Origin of the sequence: Affinundibacterium seohonense (assembly GCF_014284305.1) — a bacterium.
In the GTDB taxonomy this organism is placed as follows: Bacteria; Pseudomonadota; Gammaproteobacteria; order Burkholderiales; family Burkholderiaceae_D; genus Undibacterium; species Undibacterium seohonense.
The window spans coordinates 48,239-68,088 of sequence record NZ_JACOFW010000022.1 but is presented as its reverse complement, the minus strand read 5'-3'; the positions used below and the strand labels follow the sequence as shown (position 1 = coordinate 68,088).

Genomic DNA, 19,850 nt, shown 5'->3' with positions numbered 1-19,850 from the left:
TACCAGTGCACAGGAAGGCTATGAACAATGAACGCTTACAGTATGGCTCCGATCAATCGGGACTGATTTGTGGATACCTATTTACCGGTCGGCACGCGGGCAAAGCCTTACACACCACCGATGTTTTGCAATATCTCAATCAAACACAACGACTAGAGCCGTCTCATTTTTTGTGGTTGCATTTCAATTTGGCGAATGCCTCAACCGAAAAATGGTTGCGCGAAAATAGCCAATCTCCCGAAGAGTTCTATGAATCTTTACACCAAGGTTCACGTTCGACGCGGATTGAGCACGCTGACCAACACTTGATCGCGGTCATCAACGACGTGTTGCATGACTTCACTTTTGACCCCTCAGAAATTGCCACCTTGTGGCTCAATGTGGGGCGCGACATTATGATCAGCGCCCGCCGCAAACCACTCAAGTCAGTTGACCATTTGCGCAACGCGGTCAATGCAGGCGAGATTTTTCTTTCACCAATGGAGCTACTCACGCACTTGCTGCGCGATCAGGCTGATGTGTTAACCGGCATCGTCAGAGATGCGACCGCCAAAATCGATGAAGTTGAAGATCACTTATTGGCAGAACGATTGAGTAGAAAACGCGCCAACTTGGGTGAGCTACGTCGTTTGCTGGTACGTTTGCAACGACTGCTCGCACCTGAGCCTGCTGCACTGTTTCGTCTGCTACAAAAACCGCCTGGTTGGATGGCCGACAGCGATGTTCACGAATTGCGCCAATCGACTGAAGAGTTCTCCGTGGTACTAAGTGATATGGCGTCTTTACAAGAACGTATCAAGTTATTGCAAGAAGAAATTGCTGCACATGTCGGTGAGCAAAATAGCCGCTCATTGTTTGTCTTGACGATCGTAACTGTGCTCGCCTTGCCGATCAATATCACTACCGGCCTGATGGGAATGAATGTGGGCGGAATTCCTTGGGGACAAAATGACTTTGGTTTTTGGATCGTAGTCGCCTTAGTCAGCCTTATCACTGTAATCGGTGCATGGATAGCACGACACTTTAAAAATAAAGATTGAATTGGATTTCAATGCCATTTATTAAGTAAACATTTTTGTTTACTTAATAAATGAATTCAACTATCCTCATGCCTCACTTTTGCTAGAAGTTGCGCATGAAAACTCCTCTATTAATCGCGGCGGCCTGTCTGCTTGCCTTACTTTCGACCGTCGGCGCTGCACTGCCTTATCCAATTTTGCCGCCGCTATTTGCCTCGGATGCGGCAAATGATCTGAACCACTTTCTAGGACTGCCACCAAAACTTTTGTTTGGAATCGCGCTGAGCATTAACCCGCTTGGCTTGTTGATAGGCTCGACCTTACTTGGCCCATTATCTGATCGTTTTGGTCGTCGTCCAATTTTGTTGGCGAGTGCAGTCGGCGCTGCGATTGGTCACGCAATCACAGCTTGGGCTTTGGTGCAACAATCCTATCCTCTATTTATCGTGGCACGATTTATTACTGGTCTACTAGAAGGCAATGCGCCAGTGGCGCGTGCAATGTTAGCGGATCGTCTGGAAGGCGATCTGCGGGTGCAAGCCCTGTCGTGGCTCAATGGCGCAATTTACACTGGATGGTTAGCAGGTCCTTTATTGGCGGGACTTACCTTAGGATGGGGCATCACCGTGCCATTTTGGATCGCCGTGATTGCCTTGCTATTAGCGGCGACTCTGATTGCCATCGCTTTGCCACGCGAAACACCATCCACCCTAACAACATCTTGGCTACAAGTCGCTCGCCAGAAACACGCGTTTCATTTGCTACGTATACCTAGCTTGCGCCAGCTATTCATTATTCAATTAGCCTACACCTGTGGCGTCACCGCATTTTATGAATTCTATCCATTATGGTTGGTGGAATTTGCAGGCTATCACTCGAAAGGAATCGCATGGATGACGGCAGCGCTATGCGGTGTGATGACATTGTCTTCTTTAGTTGCAGGTCGTCCTAGTCAGTTGATGCCTTTGGAACGAGTTCGCTTTCACGCCTACTTTGGGGCTGCAGCAATTGCTATCGTGAGCCTAGGCAACGTCTGGTTGGGATTAGCAGCAATTATTCTGTTTGGCTTTCCCAATGCTTTTTACAATGCGCTCTTACCAAGTTGGTGTGCAGAGCGTTTTGGTCATCATGGCCAAGGTGCAGTCATGGGTTTAATCTCAACCACTTTTTGTCTGGCGAACATCATCATGGCGATTATTGGTTCGGTACTGACTTTAATTGATACCCGTTTGATTCTGATTTTAGGTGCGGCGATGAGTACCTGGGCTGCGTGGCGTATTGGTCATTGGCAGAAAGAATTAGCTGAACTCGACAAAAGAGAGGCGATAACTGCATGAATACCGCGGAACGTACTTTGTTTTTGCTCAAAACCCGTGGTCCACAAACCGCACAAGAGCTAGCGGATCAACTAGAGCTCAGTTCTATGGGTGCACGCAAGCACCTAGAAAGCTGGTTCGAAAAAGGCATGGTGACGTTTGAAGACAGTGCGGAAAAACAGGGTCGTCCTTGTCGCCGTTGGCAATTAAGTGAAGCTGGGCACGCGCGCTTTCCTGATCGACATAGTGATTTGACGGTACAAATGCTGCAACAAATACGTCAAATTTTCGGTGAAAAAGGTCTGAATCAAATCATCGCTGCTCGTGAATCCGAAACATTAAACAGCTACACACAAGCGACGAGTAAAGTTAAGACCCTTAAATCCAAACTCAAAGTCTTAGCCGAAATCCGCACCCAAGAAGGCTATATGGCAGAAATTTTGCCACATGAAGATAGTGGATTTTTACTCGTAGAAAATCACTGCCCCATCTGTGCTGCAGCTAAAGAATGTCAACAGTTTTGCCGCTCAGAGCTTACGATATTCCAAAAAAGTTTAGGCGACGCCTGCGTAGTTGAACGCACCGAGCATTTGCAAAGTGGCGCCCGCCGTTGCGTGTACTGGGTTAAACCAATTTAAGAAAAAAATTTATTTCGATAGCAAATCCTGCGTTGATTTTCCTTGCTGCGCTAACAGCGTTTCCAACGCTGGCATCAAAGGTCCCAGCGTTTCTTGCAGCATACTTCGCACCGTATCGACCACCACTTGGGTTTGTCTTTCAATCTCAATATTCAAGCTATCGCCAACCTGCTTTTGCCCGAATACGGTCATGCGCAAAGTTTCAGGAATTAACCAGACCTCGAACCAACATTCTTCGCGATTGACTTCGGCAATCGTTAAACTAGCGCCATTGATGGCAATATAGCCCTTTGCAAAAATATAGCGCATCCACTCTTTCGGAACGGCAATGCGCAACACATAGTTATTTTCCAACTGACGAATCTGTGCGAGAAGGGCGACAAAATCGACATGACCAGATAAGGGATGACCACCAATTTCCGCACCGTCTTTCGCTGCGCGCTCCACATTCACTTGCGCGTCCTCGGCATAGCCACCAAGCGTAGTAATTGCCAAGGTTTGCTGCATGATGTCAAATTCGGCGGCATTCTCAGACAATTTCGTCACGGTTAAGCAAACCCCATCGGTAGCGACGCTGGCACCGATTTGTAGTTGATGATCAAAACCTGCTGGGAAAGCCAGTTGTATCGTTCGCAAACCCGTTTGATCTTGGATTTTTTGGATGGTGGCGACGCCTTGTACAATTCCTGTAAACATAGTGTGTAATTCGTTTCATTAATTCAAATTTGGATTGCCAGATTTCTTCATCTCGGCCAATGGCGCAAACATCTCATTGGTCATATTCACAAAATGATCGCGCAACCATTTGTGTGCCGGATTACGCGCATCGCGCTCATGCCACAACATATCGACGTGGACATCGGGCGTTTCAAAGGGCAATTCTTTCCATACCAAAGCGTCACTCATCCCAGTCGAAGCGATAAAGTGGAATGGCAAGACTGTCAGCAAATCCGAATTGGCCACCACTTTCCCCCCCGTAAAGAACTGATTCACGGTTAGCAAAATGCGACGTTCGCGTCCCATCTTTAATAATTCATCATCAATCAAGCCATGCGCACGACCAGAAAAACTCACTAAACAATGATTCGCGGCGCAATACGCATCCAGCGTTAATTCTTGATTCGCAAGCGGATGCGATTTACTCATCACACAAACGTAATGGCCAGAATACAAACGTTCGTGCCGGATCGGACTACGCGCAGCGCCTTGTCCACCAGATAATTGGGCAACCACGCCCGGGAAAAAACCTACCGCGATATCGATATCGCCCTGGGTGAGCAAAGGTCGCGGTTCACGCGTGGTTAGTGGCACCATACGCGCATTCATATGCGGCGCTTCGCGTTCAAATGCGGTAATGAGGGTTGGCATCCACAAAGCAGCGGTGGAATCTGCCATCGCCATCCTAAAAGTCGCAACAGCTTTGGATGGATCAAAACTACTAGGCGCAATCGCTGCTTCTAAAGTTGATAGTGCTTCGCGAATTGATGGCCACAAAATTTCAGCGCGCGGCGTTGGTTTCATTCCATAAGCCGTACGAATCAAGAGTTCATCGTTGAGCGAATAACGCAAACGTTTAATCGCGTTCGACACCGCAGGTTGGGTCATCGCAAGTTTATCAGCAGCGCGGGTCAGATTTTGCTCGACCATCACGGTATCAAATACGCGCAATAGATTCAAATCTAAAGTCAGAAAATTCATCGGCAGCCTTTCCGCTTATGCAATGGAGAGAAAGATTATCCCAGATTTAAGCTAAATAGTTGCGATGCACAAAAAAAGCGTGATTCAGCAAAAACTGAAATCACGCTTTTTTCTCAGGACGACAAGAACTTTATGCTAAACGACCTGCCAATGTTGCCTTAGTCGCTTCCAAAGCTGCTGGCAAACGATATTTCAATTTGTCGAACAATTCTGTATGCAAATCTAACTCCGCTTTCCATGCGTCTTTATCAATAGAAGTGATAGTTTCAAATTGTTCGGCAGTGAAATTCAATCCATCCCAAGTCAGATCTTCATATTTTGGACTGATACCGAAGATATTTTCTGCGCCACTAGTAGAGCCGTCTATACGCTCCAGCATCCATTTCAACACGCGCATATTGTCGCCAAAGCCAGGCCATACGAACTTACCGTTAGCGTCAGTACGGAACCAATTGACGCAGTAGATATTCGGTTGTTTTCCGCCGAGCGCAGTGACTTTCTCACCCATATTCAACCAATGTTGGAAGTAGTCGCTCATGTTGTAACCCATGAACGGCAACATTGCAAATGGATCGCGACGCACTACACCTTGTTGACCAACTGCCGCTGCGGTGGTTTCAGAACCCATGGTCGCTGCCATGTATACGCCTTCAACCCAATTACGCGCTTCTGTTACCAATGGCACCGTGGTCGAACGACGGCCGCCGAAGATGAAAGCTGAAATTGGGACTCCAGCTGGATCATCCCATGCTGGATCAAGCACTGGATTTTGTGTCGCGGCCACAGTGAATCTCGCATTTGGATGCGCAGCTTTGCGGCCAGTTTCTTTCGCGATTTCTGGAGACCAGTCTTTACCTTGCCAGTCGACAACATGTGCGGGTGCTTCTTTGGTCATGCCTTCCCACCAAACATCACCATCATCGGTTAAAGCGACATTGGTAAAAATCGTGTTGGCAGTCAAGGATGACATGCAATTCGAGTTGGTCGCGGTATTCGTACCTGGAGCAACGCCAAAATAACCAGCCTCTGGATTGATCGCATACAAGCGGCCATCTGCGCCTGGTTTAATCCAAGCGATATCGTCGCCAATAGTAGTCACTTTCCAACCTGCAATCGCTGGAATCAACATTGCAAAATTGGTTTTGCCACAAGCGGACGGGAATGCTGCCGCGACATAGTGTTTTTTGCCTTCTGGGGATTCAACGCCCAAGATCAACATATGTTCAGCCAACCAACCTTGATCACGTCCCATGGTCGATGCGATACGCAGCGCGAAGCATTTTTTACCCAACAACGCATTACCACCGTAACCAGAGCCAAACGACCAGATTTCACGTGTTTCAGGGTAGTGCACGATGTATTTCGTGCTATTGCATGGCCATGCGACATCTTGCTGGTCAGCTGCTAATGGCGCACCAACGGTGTGCACGCAAGGAACGAAGTCACCGTCTGTACCTAAAACGTCAAATACCGCCTTGCCCATACGCGTCATGATGCGCATGTTAACAGCGACATAAGGAGAATCAGACAATTCCACGCCGATATGGGCGATTGGCGAGCCCAAAGGCCCCATCGAGAAAGGTACCACGTACATGGTGCGGCCTTGCATACAACCATCAAACAGTGGATTTAACGTCGCACGCATATCCGCTGGCGCCATCCAGTTATTCGTTGGGCCGGCATCTTCTTGTTTTTCAGAGCAGATATAAGTGCGATCTTCAACACGTGCGACGTCAGAAGGATCGGAACAAGCGAGGTAGCTGTTTGGGCGCTTTGCTTCGTTCAGTTTTTTCATGGTGCCAGCTGCCACCATTTGTCCGCACAGGCGGTCATACTCTTCCTGTGTGCCATCGCACCAATACACATTAGCCGGTTTGGTCAATGCGACCATTTCGGTAACCCAATTAATCAGTTTTTGGTGCTTGACGTGTGCTGGCACATTGATTGCCGTGACACCTTGCATGCTAGGTTGATTCATAATAAATACTCCAATGCCATTTCAATAAAAAAATAGGTGTAGCGGCACGGCAAGAACGGCTAGGGAAGCAAGTCGAAAGAGTAACTGGTATTATTCTGGTTATACTTCAGTTCTCAAACAACTGGCACGATAGCGGCATTTTTTGTCGGAATCAGGAAGACAGACAGAGTAAAGAGGGGGTCTGAGATCCAAGCTTTCGCCCGGTGGTAGATGCACGGTACGGAAGATTCAAAAAGCTACGTGCAGCGTATTCTACACCGACCCGCCAGAAACTGGCGAAATTTGCGTCACAATTCATAGCAAAATAGAACGGATTTTGAAAATATACTTACCCAGATGACAAAAGCAAACTTATGAAGATAGCGATCTTAGATGATTATCAAGATGTAGTCCGAAGTTTAGACTGCTTCAATTTACTTAAAGAGCACGAGGTAAAAGTCTTCAACAATCGTGCTGTCGGTCTCGGTCAACTGGCAATTCGATTACAACAATTCGAAGCACTGGTATTGATCCGCGAGCGTACCAACCTCAATCGTGCGCTTTTGGGTAAACTACCCAATCTCAAACTAATTTCGCAAACCGGCAAAGTATCTGGCAATATCGATTTGGAGGCCGCTAAGAAATTCGGCATTACTGTTCTGGAAGGAATCGGTGACCCAACAGCGCCTGCAGAGTTGACTTGGGCGTTGATCATGGCTTCCTCTCGCAAAATTTCGCAGTATGCAAACCTACTGCAAGAGGGCGTATGGCAAATGGCATCGCTTCACCCCCAACATAATCAACTTGGTCGGGTACTCAAAGGCCGTCAACTGGGCATTTGGGGATATGGTCGAATTGGAAAACTAGTTGCGGGATATGGGCAAGCCTTTGGTATGCAGGTGATAATTTGGGGGAGTGAAGCAAGCCGCAAACAAGCACTCTCTGACGGCCTCAAAGTTGCCACCTCAAAGCAAGACTTCTTTGCATCATCAGATATTATTTCTTTGCATTTACGATTGAATCAACAGACAAAACACATAGTGCAATTAGAAGATTTATTAAGCATGAAGATCGATGCCTTGCTGGTAAATACCAGTCGTGCCGAGTTAATCGCACCAAATGCATTAGAGCTAGCGGTTAATCAAGGTAGACCCGGCTGGGTCGCACTTGATGTTTTTGAAAACGAACCGCTGGCGGCTGACTCCCTCCTGCGCGGCAAGGACAATATTTTACTCACTCCACATCTTGGTTATGTGGAAAAAGATAGTTACGAATTGTACTTTCAAGCAGCATTTCAAAACATACTACGATTCTGCGAGTCCAGGCCATAAGTGCAATTCAATTGTGAAGCATAGTTTTACAACGAGACTTTAGAACTAAAACGCATTTACAAGCAGATTTTTCTCATGGCATCTTTGCAAAAATTTCAGCTAGAATGCCCTCTCCGATTACAAAAGAAAAAATAGACAATGAGCACTCCAATAATTCCTATCGTACTCAACCTTAGCGCCGCGTTCGGTGTATGCGTTTTGCTTTACTGGCTGCAGAAGCAGCACATCTCTTTTACCAAACGCGTATTTGTCGGCCTTGGCCTTGGCATCGTGCTCGGTGCCGCATTCCAGTTTTTGTACGGTGTTGGGTCGCCGGCGATTCTTGGCACCAATGCATATCTTGATGTCATCGGGAGCGGCTATGTCAAACTTCTGCAGATGATTGTGATTCCACTTATTTTGGTATCAATTATCAGCGCAATCCTTAAATTGAAAGATGTCAGTTCCCTCGGAAAAATCAGTGTATTGACTATAGGAACATTGATCATCACCACCATGATCGCAGCCTTAGTTGGCTTGTTCATGGCAAAGGCGTTTGGACTGACCACCATAGGCTTGAATTACGCCTCCGCTGAGTTCGCCCGTGGACAATATTTGGAAGGGACTTTAGCTAGCGCCAAAGCCATTACTTTACCAAGTATGTTACTCAGCTTCATTCCAGAAAATCCATTCTTAGATATGACTGGGGTTCGTAAGACTTCCACCATTGCAGTTGTCGTCTTTGCGATTTTGATCGGCATTGCCGCCACAGGTATCGCAGAGAAGAAAGCTGACATTTTTAAATCTTTTAGTCATTTCATCGAAGTGGCTCAAACCATCGTGATGCGTCTAGTCACCATCATTTTAAGGTTGACACCGTACGGAGTATTTGCGCTGATGACGCAAGTGGTGGCGAAATCGAACAAAGACGACGTCTTCAATTTGATTAATTTTGTACTCGCCTCCTACAGCGCAATTTTGATTATGTTTGGTGTCCATCTTGCCATTGTTGCTGCTTGTGGTCTCAACCCAAAGCGCTACTTGCAGAAGATTTTTCCAGTATTAGTCTTCGCCTTCACATCACGTACCAGTGCTGGTGCAATTCCCATGAGTGTGCAAATTCAACACGAACGCTTAGGCACGCCTGAAGGCATCGCCAATTTTGCCGCATCATTTGGTTCAACGATGGGACAAAACGGCTGTGCAGGTATTTATCCAGCGATGCTGGCCTTTATGATTGCACCGACAGTCGGCATTGATCCGATGTCGTTTTCATTCATTGTGTCCTTGGTCGGCATCATCGCCATCGGCTCGATTGGTGTAGCTGGTGTTGGTGGTGGCGCGACTTTTGCCGCCCTCATTGTTTTGTCATCCTTAGATTTGCCAGTGGCATTGGCTGGACTTCTCATCTCGATAGAGCCATTGATAGATATGGGGCGTACTGCCTTGAATGTGAGTGGTTCGATTGCTGCGGGGACTTTAACTAGTCGAGTATTGGGGGAGACGAATATGGCGCAATTTAATGACGAGGAGGAAATCGCATTAGATGATTCCCCGTCTCAAATCTGAAACCGCTTTTCGATTCCCTTTCAGGCAGTAATTTAGATTGCATGCCAGTGTCGTGTATCGCTAGAACGTGCTGACATATTAAAGGTCTCCACACAACCTAGCGAGCGGTCGAAGTCTGCCACCTTTGCTGTGCATGGCAGGCTCGAAATTCGGTCTCGCAGTAGGTTGTGCGGAGCTCTCTATTGTTTTAACCACTCGGTAGACAGATATTTTCAATCTACCAGTGCAGAAAAATGATTTAAAACGAGAAGCCAATTTATAGCATCGCGTTGCAATTCCTCTGAACTGTTTGATCCACGCAAAAAACTTTTCGATGACATTGCGATCAAGACAATACTGTTTTTAAATTTTCTTTGGGCTTTCCAGTTTGTTTTCGGCCGAAAAACGACCTTGGCATTTTTTCCTGAGATGCTAAGATAATTCCCTATGCATCATAAGTTTTATCCGCACGTGCAACGCTACGATAAATGTCGACCTTTCAGGTATAAAGCGAGACCTCACTAGGTAAGAACCCTACCTTCATCACACAAACGCCGCATTTACGTAACAGACCTTTGAACACAAAAGCTTTGCAGTTTTTTGGCCTGCTCGCCTTGCTCTACCGCGCCTTCTATGCGATTCGTGTTTCTCGGCTCTTGATAATTGCTCGAAGTTTCCTTCCCATAAACAGTCATCCTCATGCGGTTGCGCTGCACTTCGCTCACTGTGGTCAGCTTGCGAAAGGACTTGCACCTTCAGATGTGCGCCCATGCTTGGAGAACGCCCAAAAAAAACCCCGCTTTGAAGCGGGGTTTTCGAACTAACTCAGAACAATCCAGCAATTGCTGGAGTGGCTATGTGGTAATTAGAACTCATACTGTGCAGTGAAACGAACAGTACGTGCCTTTTGGATACTCAGTGGCTGCTGATAGGTTGGAGAGATCGTACCTAACGCAGACTCACCTTGTTCATTGAGGCTCTTCACGGTACGTTCGTTGAAAACGTTCAAAACGTCAACCGCGAATGTCAAACCTTTGTACCAAGATGGTGCATAGTGCGCCTGCAAGCTCAGATCACGTGTCCAGTCGGTACGGCCATAAGAACCACGTGGTTGCAAGCCTGGCTTGATCGCCGTGCAATAAAATGAAGCCGCGCCGTAGAGAATCGACACACCATCCGTATTACCAGCATAGTAACCGAGACAGTTACGTGGGCGACCACTTTGCACCACTAAATTTGCACCTAAACGGAATTCAGGCGTAACTTGGTAAGAACCCCACACTTTCAATGTATGGCGACGATCATTTGGCAAGTAACCATTTGAACCTTCAGCCAAACCTGGGTAATCCCAATCTTGACTAATACCAGCATCATCCTGACCAATATCAGACTTCACGTAACCTTCTGTATTACCTTTATTGAATGCTAATACATAGTTACCTTGCAGGCTCCATTTACCATCCCATGCACGATCAAAACCGAACTCAAGCGCATTGAAAGTACGTACTGGCTGAGGGAACATCAATGCAGCAGCAGGGATCGTGATTGCCTTCAGACCTGATGCAAAAGCAACATTCGCTGTCAAATCCTTACCTGGGTTATACAAGAAGCAATGACCGACTGTATCAGCGATTTTGGCTGCATCAGTTGCGTTGTAACCGTTTGCAGCAGCCCATGCGCCTGCACCTTCGTCATTACACATATCGTCCATTACGCTTTGTAATTTACGGTGCGTAACCTTGACGCTCCCTGACCAACGGTTACCGAAAGCTTGCTGTAGACCAAGGATGAACTCGTCTTGATACATAGGCTTAATGTTTGGATCAACCACAGTACGTGGGTCAGCAGCCTTGCCATTAGAGACTTCTAGACGTGTACCTAGTTGAGCACCGCGACCTGGCAACTGGAACTTGTCTGCGCCATAAGTGCCGTTAAACGCGAAATAGTCAGTATAGTCAAGTTCAGCGCCCGCTAAACGCACATTGGTATTCGACATTACAGGGATGTAGTAGCGACCTGCATTTGCAAAGACTTTGGTCTCTGCATTGCCCTTCATGTCCCATACCAAGCCCAAGCGTGGAGCAATCGTGTTCTTCACGTTAATAAAATCAACGCCATTAGCGTTCAAGTTATTAAAGGACTCACTACGTAAACCGATATTAGCGATCACGTTTTTAGTTGCTTGCCAGTTATCTTCGATGTAAAAAGCACTGTTTTTAGTAGTAAAGATACCGCCATTTTCAAAATGGCGAATAGCCATGTATGGTTGAACGGCAGCCGTATTATTTACATAACCATTTGATAACTTAGAGCCAGGATTTAAGTTACGGATAGTATATGAATCACCACCTGGGTACTTTGTACCATCAACCACTTCATATTTTTCATCATCCATACCGAAACGCAGACTATGCGCACCTAAATTCCACTCAGCATCGATACGGAACGCAGTACGCTTGTCATTTGCATTTGGGTCAGAAATCGATGTCACCGTCGAACAACCAAGTTTAATGCTTGGAGAAGTACGTGCATCTGTAATGCGCGGACAGGATGCTGTTTGGATTTCAGATTTACGGTCATACTTACCAACACCATACATAGCAGACACTGTCAAATCATCTGTCACCCAAGCTGTATATTTACCGATTAAGTTTTGACCACCGTTAGTAAGCGTGTCATTGCCGACCACAGCGCCTTTGGCACCACCATACGGAGTAGCTGCCTTATAAGTACCGATTTTGTCTTCGGATTTATCACTGAAGCCAGTGAACTCAAGCAAGTTCGATTCGTTGATATTCCAATCCACCTTCATCAAATATTGAGGAGTTGAATTTTTTAAGGTCTCCTGTTCGGTCGTGAAATACGATTCACGCTTCACATTCGCAGCTTGTATCAAACCAAAAATGAACAACTTATCTTTAATAATTGGACCACCCAGCCAAACGTTAGACTTCAAGTCATCGGTGCCACCTGGACGGTTATGGAGTTCCCACTTGCCGGTGATAGCTGATTTTTCAGTGTAAACTGAAGAGGCTTCCAAAGATTCTGGTGAGTACACAACGTTTGCGCCACCATGCCATTCGTTTGTACCACGCTTTGTCGTCACACTCAACACACCACCGAGGGAACGGCCAAATTCAGCGCCGTAACCACCAGTTTTTACCTGTTGCTGACCAATAGCGTCAAATGGCACTTGATTGAACGCCACACCATTCAGATTATTTGTGACGTTAAAACCATTGATGTAGTAGACGTTTTCTGCTGGTGATGCGCCGCCCAATGAAGGAACGTTACCAGCGCGTGAACCAGTCTGTCCAATGCGTGAGTCACCAGCAACAGCACCTGGTGCCAACAATGCGACGGCTGTGACGTCACGCAATACTGGTACACGGTCAATTGCGGCCTTATTCATAACTAAGCTTGACTCTGGGGATTTAACGTCAATCCGCGTCAAGCGTGCCGTAACTACCACTTGCTGTGCAGAACCCACGAAAGTCGCAGCGGTACCTTCACCAGCATTGACAGCGACCGTCAACTCTTCATTGCCAGATTTCAAAAGGTAAGTGCCAGGTGGTAATTGGCTGACCGTAAACGTACCATCTTTGCCAGCTTTTACGCTACGCAATAAGCCTATTGATTTGTTCTCAATTGTGACAACCGCACCTGCAGGTGCTTGTCCATTAACTGCACCGTTGCTTGACTGAGCCATCGCTTCTGGCATTACGCCGATCGTCAGAGCACTTGTGCCGAACGCAAATACAAGCGCATGTGCGACTAATTTTTTCTTAAAAATCATATTTCTTTTTGACATGTAATTACCTTTTAAATTTATTAACGAGATTCCATGTTTTTTTGAAGTTATAGCGAGACCTTTTGGGAAATCGATACTTCTTTGAACATACGCCAATTATCTTTTTACTACATAAAACAAATATTTAATTCACAACGAGATTTTTTACGATAATTGAGCTGTATTTGTAAAAAAATCGAATCGTACAAATTGCAAAAAAAATCGCTCAGGTATGAGAACATTTTTCTCGTCGGCCTGTCAATTTGATTCAAAAATGATCAGTAAAGTAATTATAAAAAAAAACCCGTGAAAAACCGGCATTAAGTTAAATTTTCAACAATAAAAATACGTCTAAATTTTAGGTTTATTGGTTTTAGATCAAAAAACCAACATATATTTTGAGAAATCGCGATTACTGTTTACTTTTACCTCCTTGATATTCGATATTTCACTTTGATAAAAAATAGCATTAAATGTCTTTTATTTACCAAATTGATGCAAAAAAACAACATTTAAGACGCCTATGAGGATTGGGCCGAATCAGGAAGACCGCCTGCAAATTTCGATCATGAAGTGCTTCTGATTCAAATAAATAGCTATTTAAGTGACTGAATTAACATTAATTGACAGTTTTCTTCATCTACTTAGTAGGCAATGATGGGGTGAAACTTGCGGTAGGCTCTTGATCGATGCAAGCAGGTAATTGATCAAGGCACAAACTGTGAAATAGCCGAGGGCGGTACATCATGACAACGCAAATTCTAATTAAACAAACAAAACCTGCCCCTCAGCCAAACCAATCAAAGCAATTGCCGCTTGTGTATCGGTCGGCGTGATTAATTTCGCAATAGCCATACCCTGTGTAATCGAGGTGTCCGAGTCGAGATAATTCAATCCCCAGCTAACTGCAAACTTGTCGGCCACTGCGGCTTTGTTATCTAATAGATCAGCAACCCAGCCCCAAGTCGCATTGCCTTTAAAGCTATGTGCGCTATTTAAAATCGAATGCACTAAACTTCCCGGCGTATCACTCCCACTTGTCAACTGTGCTGACCAGTAGCTCAAGCCTTCGGCATCAGCGCCTTCATTCCGTCCCAGTACATTTTTATAAACGATGTTGACAAAACTCTCAGGCGACATCGACGCACTGTAGCCGGTCAAATGACTAAAACTGATCGCAGACTCATAAAACAAATCACCAATTTGCTGCAAGGATTTACCCGCTTTGTATTGGTCTATCCAATAATTGAGGCCGTCTGCCTCTGGAATACGATTAAAAAACGCGACATATAAATCTTCGAGTGCGGTAAGCCCTTGCTTAGAAATACTTGCTGCATTTTGGCGAATATTGAGATTCACCGTGAAATCCTGGAATTGCAGATTTTCAATATTACGTGTAGCCCAATTGACCGCGCCTTGCATAGCTACCAGAAATGTTCCACTTTCCAGTTGCTCTAATTGCAGTTTTTGGATGGTTTTTAAAGAATTAGAGAATCGCAACACATCATTTCCGGCACCACCATCGATATAAACCTTGATGGAAGTCTGGGCATCCAAAATCTCGATGACATTATTAGCATCGGTAAAATGCAAGACTTGGTTCACATCACTCGCCCCCACTGCATAACTTGGCGTAGTTATTTGTTTTACCGGGTTACTTACAGAGATCGATTCTGTCTGTTGTGTCGAACTCAGATTTTTTCGTATGGTCCCAGTTGTATCTATCGTCGTCAGGCTGAGCGCGCTACCTGGGCTATACGCATCGTTTGCATAAGCATCAAACAACTTGGCCTGATCATTCATGCGAATAATGTTCCCGGCATATTTCCACGTATATGAAAACAGAGAGTTATTTGGTGTGACAGGCATATACAGACCTGGCAAACTCGTATTGACAGACAAATAGTCGCCAATCGCCTGATAATACTTGAGCGCAAAAGCTTCTTTTTCCGGGGCGTTAAACGGTACATCCAAATTCAACATTTTCGAACGCTGAGTCGCGCGCCAAACACCAGTCGCCCGATAATATCCGCCCTCAAACGTGCCCACTGCACCTAATTCGCCATCGCGGTAGCCCATCCAATCTTGCCACGGAATGCGCGCTAGCGAATCAGTGACATGTGGGCTGTTACGAAACGCTGTGGCGCTTAAAGGAAAGTCCTTCGCGACGACCGAGTCGACATATTCATCCTGCAACTCAGCAAAGCTATGTCCAATCTCATGCAATGCTAATTCCGAAGCCAAGCGATTTCCGGCAGACGCCCATGCTATCGAGCCTCCGGCACCCCCATATAACGGCGTATTCACCAGCACAATGACCAATTCACGCGCATTACTTGCCAGAGCGTTTGCGACTTCTTGTTCCACCCTGCCACCATCACCATACAATAGCCGACCGTCACTACCATGCTGTGAAGCATTGAAGTACGTGTCCACTTGGATACTATTATTCGGCTGATCGGTACCAGATTGCGCAGAGGCAAAAAATAGTGCGTTGGCATTAAAAAATCCATCATAAGTCGAAAATGGCGCATTCAAGCGGGCATTGCCAGCTCCTAAGATGGTCGTCACAAAAGTATTGGCATCCAAAATGAATTTGTCACGCTCTGCCTGAGTGTAACCCTCAGCAACAATCACGATATCAACCCGCTTTGCGCTGTCGCCTGTGTTCAAGATAGGAATAATGTCTGCCATAGTTCGATCAATGATAAAAATGAAAAATAATTATTAAACCGAGATTCCGATTGGGATTTGCGAAAATTGCAAGCACTCCGATGGATATCTGGGTTAAATACTACGCTAATTTGAGACTGTTATGAGTTCGGCTCTCATTTTTTAAGATTCCCAATTCCGGCAGTTTCCTGCTGCTGTCGTAATTTCCCCCAAAACAAGGAATATTTCTTGATGGAAGCAAACTTAAGTTTGATACTCAGCATCTAAAGAAACTAGACCCAACACGACCACTGTGGAGACACCAAGATGAATCGGCATTACAAGTTCCTACTTTCTATTTTATGTTTAGTGAGCACGACTGGCTTCGCTGCCGAGCAACATAAATACACCGTCAGCCCAGCCCCAACACGTCAAGAAGGACAAGGTCCCTATTCCCAATTGATTCTGCGTGAAGTGATGGTTATCAATGGCACCGGTGCCCCAGCTTTCGGCCCTGCTGACATTGTGATTGAAGGTAATAAAATCAGTCAAATCAGCATCGTTGGGACACCCACATCAAGCGTGCGTAGTAACCGTCCAAAACTTAAAGAAGGCGGCACAGAACTACAACTCGCAGGCCATTTCGTGATGCCCGGCATCATTGACATGCATGGTCATATCGGTGGGAGTGAACAAGGCACACCTGCCGAATATGTTTATAAATTGTGGATGGGACACGGTATCACCACGATTCGGGATCCTTCTTGCGGCAATGGTCTGGAATTTTGTTTAAGTGAAAAGAAACGTAGCGCGGAAAACAAAATCACTGCACCGCGCATACTTGCCTACCCGGTCTTTGGACAAGGACAAAGCAAAGCTTTCACCGATCCGGAGCAAGCACGCACCTGGGTACGCGAGATCAAAGCCAAAGGCGCTGATGGCTTAAAGTGTTTTGGATATCGCCCAGACATTTTACAGGCGGCCTTGGAGGAAACAAAAAAACAAGGACTACGCTCCGCCTGTCACCACGCACAAATTGATGTGGCACGTGTCAATGTTGTCAACACCGCGCGTTGGGGTTTGACCACGATGGAACATTGGTATGGATTACCAGAAGCCTTATTTGATGGACAAACCGTACAAAATTATCCCGCCGATTACAATTACCAAAACGAACAACAACGTTTTGCACAAGCTGGCCGCCTGTGGGCACAAGCAGCGAAACCTGGCAGTGACAAATGGAACTCGGTCATGGATGAGCTCTTAAAGCTAGACTTCACGATCGACCCAACCTTCACCATCTATCAGGCTTCCCGTGATGTCATGCGGGCACGTCGCGCAGACTGGCATGACGCCTATACCTTGCCTAGCTTAACTCAATTTTTCACACCGAATCCTGATTCGCATGGTTCCTTTTTCTTTGACTGGGGCACGGAAGAAGAGGTCGTCTGGAAAGAAAACTATCGCCTTTGGATGCGATTTGTGAATGACTATAAAAACCGCGGTGGGCGTGTCACGGTTGGGTCTGATTCTGGCTATATCTACAAGGTATATGGTTTTGGCACGATCGAAGAACTAGAATTGTTACGCGAAGCGGGCTTTCATCCTTTGGAAGTGATGAGGTCGGCGACCTTGTCTGGTGCCGAAGCATTAGGGCTGCAACAAAGTCTGGGAAGTATAGAACCAGGCAAACTGGCTGACTTAGCGATTTTGGACGAAAACCCTTTAGCTAACTTCAAACTGTTATACGGTACCGGACATATGCGCCTAGATAAAACTGGCAAGCTAAGCCAAGTAGGCGGCGTCAAATATACTGTCAAGGATGGCATTATTTATGATGCTAAGCAGTTGTTGGCTGATGTACGAAAAATCGTAGAAAATGCTAAAAAAGTAGCCATCTCCAAATAGAATTCTGCCTAAGCCGATAGTTCAATTGATTGAGCAAAGGCTGACGATACGCACGGGACGTCGATATTTTTTAAAAACACACCTGTGCTATCGTCAATTTGCTTATACCCAGAGCAAGTAATATGTCTGGCGATTCTCAATCGATTGTCATCGCAATACAAGATCACAGCACGGGCATTTTTAAGGTGTTTCTCGACCGGATTTCTTCTAAGTCTACCTAAGCTAGCGGCGCCAACAACCGCAAAAGACAGCATCGAATTAAGGCTCAATATTGCCAAATTCTTAGTCGAGAAAATGAGTGGCGAGAGTAATTTTGATTGCAGCGAAGGACAAGTCGGTCTATTTTGGGTTCCCTTAACGATAGAACTGCAATAGACCTATTGGATGGGTTTAGGCAAGGACAATGGACGGCCTAAGTTCATCGTCCAATAGCGCTTATAAAACGAGTTGTCCTTCGCTACGCAAGCGATAGCGATTTCTGTAAACTCAGACGTCAGCATTTGCTGGCAGTGCGGCGGACTATTGAACCACCGCTGTATCGCGGTCCGCACATCGATTTTACCCGCTGCGATATTTTCCCCCAAGAGTATGTGTTGATAGCCCGTTATGGCTACGCGATCGTGCAATCTTCGACCATCTAAGCTAACGTGAGAGACTAAGTTTGTCGCTGCCATCTGTGCTGAATGTTCATATGCAGCGATTTGCAACTTTGCATTCCATGTCAGCGGCTTGCTTGCCAACATAGTTTGTCCACCACAAACTTGATCTTGAGCACGCAGTTGATTGACCAATGTAAGTGCTTCGTCTTGAAAAAATTGAGCTCCAAGTAAATTACAATTGGCATCACTCATATCGACATGCACGTAGGGAGAATGAACCTCGTGTTCAGAAAAAATGGTGGCAGGCTCGGATGCCACACTTTTTACTAGCGAAGATCTGCTTGCACGTTCAGACTCAGAGACGCAAGCCGTATTCATAATCAGTAGAAAAATACTGCAAATCAAGTGGTAAAAGAACCTGCACCGGCGCATGACAATTTACACGCTATTTGGCAGAAAATTTACGTAGATTCTTTGCTGCTAGCTGGCGAATTTTGTTCTGCACAAATGGTAAGCTCCCAAGCAAATAACCCTTCCAACCCATCGCCTGACGGCTCCATTTCCACAAGTCAAAATGATCCCTATGCTGGATTATTTTTCCATCTTTAAATCTAAACTTGGCGTGAATATCATTCACCACAAAACGCCCTGTTTGGCTAAAGCTATAACTGGCAACCCAATGTGCGCTGCCTTCACTATCATTCGCTTCGATGGAATCAAAAACCAAAGAAAAATCCTGTGCACGTGAAGTCAACATCCGCCACATATTTTTCGCCTCAACTCCACGTAATTCTGGAAAAACTGGATCAGAAAAAACCACATCTTCCGCATAGCATGCACACATCGCATCACCATCAAGACGTTGAAATGCTTGATAAAACTGTTCTATTAACTTGGCATTTGGGTGCATATTATTTCCTTTAATGGGCGCTTGCGCTTGCACTTGCGCTGGCAGATGCCGATGCAGAATCAGAGGCAGACTCTTCTGTCTCGGCGCTAACAGGAACTTCAATGCTTGGTTTCACATCCGCGATATTATTTTCACGCATATAGTCATTCATTTCTTTCCAACCCGCATACACTGCGGCGCGAGCAGCAGCTGGATTTAATGCATAACAATCTTCGATGCCTCGTCCAGCATGTCGACATGCACTACCTGTAGCGCGCGCATCTGCTTCTTTTAAAGCGGCTTCTTTCGCAGGATCGGCCAAGCCCAGCCGCTCACATGCGGTCAGGCTACATAGGCTAAGGCAAAATAAATATTTTAAATACTTGGACATGGCACCACCGATTTACTGATTCATTCAAACTTTGGAAATTCATGCTATCACAATCACACTTGGGTAGTAAGGTAATCTCATCACCACACTTAGTGTAAAACATAAACTGTACAACATGCTCGCCTGCCGAAGAGA

Annotated in this window: 14 protein-coding genes; 6 read left to right on the top strand and 8 right to left on the bottom strand. The window is 45.9% G+C overall.

What is annotated here, in order from left to right; translation table 11 throughout:
* Window positions 1-20 precede the first annotated feature (20 nt).
* The 3 genes from H8K52_RS16565 to H8K52_RS16555 all read left to right on the top strand — a co-directional run bounded on the left by H8K52_RS16565 (window position 21) and on the right by H8K52_RS16555 (window position 2,973).
* A complete protein-coding gene (locus tag H8K52_RS16565; RefSeq protein WP_186924020.1) occupies window positions 21-1,040 on the top strand; it encodes a transporter in 1,020 nt (339 codons plus the stop codon).
* Window positions 1,041-1,135: 95 nt separating this feature from the next.
* Window positions 1,136-2,356 carry an MFS transporter gene (locus tag H8K52_RS16560; protein WP_186924019.1) on the top strand — a complete coding sequence of 407 codons (1,221 nt, stop codon included), beginning with the start codon at window positions 1,136-1,138 and terminating at the stop codon, window positions 2,354-2,356.
* Window positions 2,353-2,973, top strand: coding sequence for a helix-turn-helix transcriptional regulator (locus H8K52_RS16555; protein ID WP_186924018.1), 621 nt, complete (start codon window positions 2,353-2,355; stop codon window positions 2,971-2,973). The genes H8K52_RS16560 and H8K52_RS16555 overlap by 4 nt, the downstream gene beginning before the upstream one ends.
* A gap of 9 nt (window positions 2,974-2,982) precedes the next feature.
* Here the strand turns inward: H8K52_RS16555 and H8K52_RS16550 are convergent, their stop codons facing one another.
* The 3 genes from H8K52_RS16550 to H8K52_RS16540 form a co-directional block, all read right to left on the bottom strand.
* Window positions 2,983-3,669: a riboflavin synthase subunit alpha gene (locus tag H8K52_RS16550; RefSeq protein WP_186924017.1), complete on the bottom strand. Its 687-nt coding sequence runs from the start codon at window positions 3,667-3,669 to the stop codon at window positions 2,983-2,985.
* An 18-nt stretch (window positions 3,670-3,687) separates the two neighbouring features.
* Complete coding sequence (locus tag H8K52_RS16545; protein ID WP_186924016.1) at window positions 3,688-4,671, bottom strand: LysR family transcriptional regulator; 984 nt, start codon at window positions 4,669-4,671, stop codon at window positions 3,688-3,690.
* Window positions 4,672-4,801: 130 nt separating this feature from the next.
* The gene (locus H8K52_RS16540) at window positions 4,802-6,649 is read right to left on the bottom strand and encodes a phosphoenolpyruvate carboxykinase (GTP) (protein WP_186924015.1); all 1,848 of its coding nucleotides are present in this window, start codon (window positions 6,647-6,649) and stop codon (window positions 4,802-4,804) included.
* A gap of 353 nt (window positions 6,650-7,002) precedes the next feature.
* Here H8K52_RS16540 and H8K52_RS16535 point away from each other — a divergent pair, with 353 nt between their 5' ends.
* Complete coding sequence (locus tag H8K52_RS16535) at window positions 7,003-7,959, top strand: D-2-hydroxyacid dehydrogenase family protein (protein ID WP_186924014.1); 957 nt, start codon at window positions 7,003-7,005, stop codon at window positions 7,957-7,959.
* A gap of 138 nt (window positions 7,960-8,097) precedes the next feature.
* A complete protein-coding gene (locus H8K52_RS16530) occupies window positions 8,098-9,507 on the top strand; it encodes an L-cystine transporter (RefSeq protein ID WP_186924013.1) in 1,410 nt (469 codons plus the stop codon).
* A gap of 844 nt (window positions 9,508-10,351) precedes the next feature.
* Here H8K52_RS16530 and H8K52_RS16520 read toward each other — a convergent pair.
* Together H8K52_RS16520 and H8K52_RS16515 are read right to left on the bottom strand one after the other, a co-directional pair.
* A complete protein-coding gene (locus H8K52_RS16520) occupies window positions 10,352-13,297 on the bottom strand; it encodes a TonB-dependent receptor (protein WP_186924012.1) in 2,946 nt (981 codons plus the stop codon).
* A 744-nt stretch (window positions 13,298-14,041) separates the two neighbouring features.
* Window positions 14,042-15,970, bottom strand: a complete 1,929-nt coding sequence (locus tag H8K52_RS16515; RefSeq protein WP_186924011.1) for a M64 family metallopeptidase — start codon at window positions 15,968-15,970, stop codon at window positions 14,042-14,044.
* 285 nt (window positions 15,971-16,255) lie between these two features.
* On the opposite strand from H8K52_RS16515, the gene H8K52_RS16510 reads away from it, so the two are divergent.
* Window positions 16,256-17,836 carry an amidohydrolase family protein gene (locus H8K52_RS16510; protein WP_186924010.1) on the top strand — a complete coding sequence of 527 codons (1,581 nt, stop codon included), beginning with the start codon at window positions 16,256-16,258 and terminating at the stop codon, window positions 17,834-17,836.
* Window positions 17,837-18,213: 377 nt separating this feature from the next.
* On the opposite strand, the gene H8K52_RS16505 is transcribed toward H8K52_RS16510, so the two are convergent.
* The 3 genes from H8K52_RS16505 to H8K52_RS16495 form a co-directional block, all read right to left on the bottom strand.
* The gene (locus tag H8K52_RS16505) at window positions 18,214-18,753 is read right to left on the bottom strand and encodes a CAP domain-containing protein (RefSeq protein WP_186924009.1); all 540 of its coding nucleotides are present in this window, start codon (window positions 18,751-18,753) and stop codon (window positions 18,214-18,216) included.
* Between the two features lie 127 nt (window positions 18,754-18,880).
* A complete protein-coding gene (locus H8K52_RS16500; protein WP_186924008.1) occupies window positions 18,881-19,345 on the bottom strand; it encodes a nuclear transport factor 2 family protein in 465 nt (154 codons plus the stop codon).
* A 10-nt stretch (window positions 19,346-19,355) separates the two neighbouring features.
* Window positions 19,356-19,715: a hypothetical protein gene (locus tag H8K52_RS16495; RefSeq protein WP_186924007.1), complete on the bottom strand. Its 360-nt coding sequence runs from the start codon at window positions 19,713-19,715 to the stop codon at window positions 19,356-19,358.
* Window positions 19,716-19,850: the final 135 nt, after the last annotated feature.